The 3,367-nt window shown below is 45.8% G+C and carries 2 protein-coding genes and 4 pseudogenes; 1 reads left to right on the forward strand and 5 read right to left on the reverse strand.

Going from position 1 to position 3,367, the window contains the following annotated elements; all coding sequences use genetic code 11:
- The 4 genes and pseudogenes from Q0095_RS00005 to Q0095_RS00020 all read right to left on the reverse strand — a co-directional run.
- Positions 1–229 (reverse strand): annotated as a pseudogene (locus tag Q0095_RS00005) (hypothetical protein); the annotation flags it as partial.
- A gap of 1 nt (position 230) precedes the next feature.
- Positions 231–677 (reverse strand): hypothetical protein, encoded by a 447-nt coding sequence (locus Q0095_RS00010; RefSeq protein ID WP_297880200.1) that lies wholly within the window; start codon positions 675–677, stop codon positions 231–233.
- Positions 678–997: 320 nt separating this feature from the next.
- Positions 998–1,417, reverse strand: a pseudogene (locus Q0095_RS00015) (7-cyano-7-deazaguanine synthase); the annotation flags it as partial.
- 489 nt (positions 1,418–1,906) lie between these two features.
- Positions 1,907–2,173, reverse strand: a pseudogene (locus Q0095_RS00020) (7-cyano-7-deazaguanine synthase); the annotation flags it as partial.
- 54 nt (positions 2,174–2,227) lie between these two features.
- Here Q0095_RS00020 and ybeY point away from each other — a divergent pair.
- The gene (gene ybeY, locus Q0095_RS00025; RefSeq protein ID WP_297880202.1) at positions 2,228–2,857 is read left to right on the forward strand and encodes an rRNA maturation RNase YbeY; all 630 of its coding nucleotides are present in this window, start codon (positions 2,228–2,230) and stop codon (positions 2,855–2,857) included.
- 213 nt (positions 2,858–3,070) lie between these two features.
- On the opposite strand, the pseudogene Q0095_RS00030 reads toward ybeY, so the two are convergent.
- Positions 3,071–3,367, reverse strand: a pseudogene (locus tag Q0095_RS00030) (hypothetical protein); the annotation flags it as partial.

Consider the following 3,367-nt stretch of genomic DNA (forward strand, 5'->3'; position numbering starts at 1 on the left):
AAATATAAATCTCCTCACCCGTAAATCCATCTCGCGGATCCGGTAAGTGCGGATCACACACAAAGATAAACCAAATATCCCTCTGCCTATCGATGACCCAATCAAGCTGCTCTATACGTTGATCGCCCAATGGAAGTTCACCAAAATTTGCCCTGGAGCTATTTACTATGTCAATAACGCCATATTTCTCAATATCCTCTTTAGAGATATATTCTGCTACGAATGCCATTTTATTTTTCCTTTCTTACATCTATTAACGCTACACTAAAATCATCCTTATCCTCCCAGCCTGGTCTAAATTTAAAATCAATCAAAATATCTCTCAATATTTTAATAACTTCATTATCTGGAATAATAGAATTTATAACATTTACCTCGATAATTTTCCACACCCTTTGAAATTTGCGTCCATCCACTTCTTGATCATATTCGTAGTCCAAAAGAATATCTAAATTATTTCCTTGAATATAAAGCCTCCATAGCTTTTTGCTCCCATAACCATAATCATACCCTTCATTTGGTAGTCTTTTAATTAAAAGAAACCAAATATCTTTTTGTCTATCAACAACAAAATTTCTAGGTAGTTCTTCATAATACGGACTATATTGATAAAAAATTTTACTCAACCCGTACTTTTCATCATCCTTTTTAGTGATGATAGCATTTTCAAACGCCATTCTCTCCTCCTTAAAATTTAATTCTCGGATTATACTACGATATGTTTATATCCGCCTATGCGCTAATAAATATATCGTAGGGTTAAATTTATAATTGATTTTCGCCTCAAACCGCATGCAACGCTCGCATTAAAATTTTTCAAATTCCGAAGCGCAGTTTAAATTTACAGCCACAGCTCGGCGCGCGCCAAAGTGCAGGCCGCCGCACGTTTAAATCTAGCCGCAAATCATATGGCGCTACGCATTCAAAACCCGCGTATATCAGGTGCTGCAATGACGCGCCGAGCTATGCGGGCTCGGTAAATTTCGCCGCGGTGTACCTAAACTTCTATCACATAGGGGATTTTATCCTTCGCGCAGGCGCCCGCAAAGCCTTTAAGCCGCAGCAAGCAGCTGTCGCAAAGCCCGCACGCAGCGTCCTCGCGCTCGTAGCAGCTCCACGTAAGCTCTAGCGGTACGCCGATTTTAAGCGCTAACGAGACAATCTGCGCCTTGCTAAGGTGCACGAGCGGGGTTTTGATGCGCGGATGAAAGTCGCGGCTCGTGCCCAGCTCAAGCGCTCGCTCAAACGCGCCGATGAAGCCCGCGCTGCAGTCGGGGTAGCCGCTACTGTCCTCCTGCACCACGCCGATGAAGATCGCGTCGCAGCGCTCCTTCTCGGCAAGGGCGGCGGCGATGCTCAAAAACACGCCGTTGCGAAACGGCACGTAGGTGCTCGGCAGATCCGAAAACACGCTCTCGCCGCTTGGCGGTGAAATTTTATCGCTTTGGCTTTGCGATGAAATTTCACCCTCTACGCGCTTCGATGAAATTTTATCGCCCTCTTGCGGCCCGGCTCCGCTTTGAGATAAAATTTCACCTTCTTGAACCAGAATTTTGCTGCCCTGCGACGGGATTTTGTCGTCGCGAGCTAAAATTTTACCGCCTTGCGGCGAAGGCTCATCGCCCCCTAGTAAAATTTCAGCGTCTTGAATTAAAATTTCACCGCTCTGCACGCAGCTGTCTCGCGCCGAATCTACGGCGAGCGTAGCGCCCGCGGGGCTCGTCAAAAAATTTGCCTCGGTAAAATTTTGCCCGCCAATCTCGGCATTAATATAATTTGCCGCGATAGAATTTTGCTCGTATAGTTCGGCGGCGGAATTTGTCTCGATAAAATTTAGCTCTCCGAGCTCGGCACTCTTGGAATTTGCCGCGCTGTCAATCTCGGTGCCGGTAGTATTTGTTGCGCCGCAAAGCTCCGCAGCACCCTTTCTGATCGGCAAAGTACCGTCCGTAAGGGCGCTTCCGCCGATTTGCGCGATGAAGCGAGCGTCTAAAACGAACCTCTTTGCGACCCCCAAATCGTCGCAAATTTTACTGAAGCACTCGCGCTCCTTGTCCATCGTGCGCTGATTATAATCAAAGTGCAGCGCCACGATCTCGTAACCTTCGCGCTTTGCGATATAGGCGCAGGTCGCGCTATCCATGCCGCCGCTGATCACGCATAAAGCTCTCATTTTCGTCCTTTTTTTGCTAAAATTATACGAAAATTTTATAAAAGAGGGGTAAAAATGATACTTTGCGAGCAGCCCTATCCCGAAATTTTGGACGCTATCGCGGCGGAGCTGGGCGGCGGGAGCGTCGAGCTAATTTTCGTGCGCGGCGAGGAGATGCGGCAGCTAAACGCGCAAACGCGCGGCATCGATAAGACGACCGACGTGCTGAGTTTCCCGCTCGATCCTGCGGCGTTTGCGGGCTTCGGCGAGGATTTGAGCGAAGAGAGCTCCGCGCATGAAAACAGCGGCGGCAAAATTCTAAACGCTGCAAATTCTGCTAGTGAAAATACAGACGCCGCGAATTCTGTGAGCGAAAATTCCAATACCATAAATCCTGAAAATTCCGAGGGCGAAAGTCCTGGCGATGAAAATTTTAAAAATGAGAATTTTGGCGGCGAAAATTTCGCCCCCGCGCTACTCGGCTCGGTCGTGATAAATTTAGACCTCGTAGAGCTGAAAGCCGCGCAGCTAGGGCACGGCAGGGATGACGAGACGGCGCTACTTTTTACGCACGGTCTGCTGCACGTGCTAGGTTACGACCACGAGAGCGACGACGGACAGATGCGCGCCAAAGAATGTGAGATCATCGAGAAATTCCGCCTTCCAAAAAGCCTGATCGTACGAACGGATGAAAGCGAGGAGTAAGCGCTGTATATCGAAAAGAAACGGGCAAAGGATATGTGCGGCGGCGTAAAATTTTAATCAAATTTTAAAAACGCAGATTGGAGAGCAAAAGCTGCAAGCCCAAACCCGCAGCGATAAAAGGATTTATAGGATAAATCGCAATGATTTCCCAACCAAAATTTCGCATGCCCAAAATTATCAATCGCAACTGAATGCGTTTGTATGATTAACTACTTAATGGTAAATTTTTGTATTTAAATATAAATTTCTACAAACGGAGGTTTGCGAAACTCCGTCCCTAAATTTACTAATTTTAATAGAAACCGCTTTAAGACCGTTTATTAAATTTACGGAATCGATAAAAAGCAGATAGTCTTTATCCTTATATTTTATCGGTCCAAAATAAATCAGGGTGTTTCTTTCAATTTTATTTTGATAATCCTCAAAATCTGCCCTGCTATGATATGAATCGTATGAGGGGTCTTTTATAATTTTACTGCACTCTTGCGGATCTAGAATATACATAAAATT

This window comes from uncultured Campylobacter sp. (assembly GCF_938045535.1).
In the GTDB taxonomy this organism is placed as follows: domain Bacteria; phylum Campylobacterota; class Campylobacteria; order Campylobacterales; family Campylobacteraceae; genus Campylobacter_B.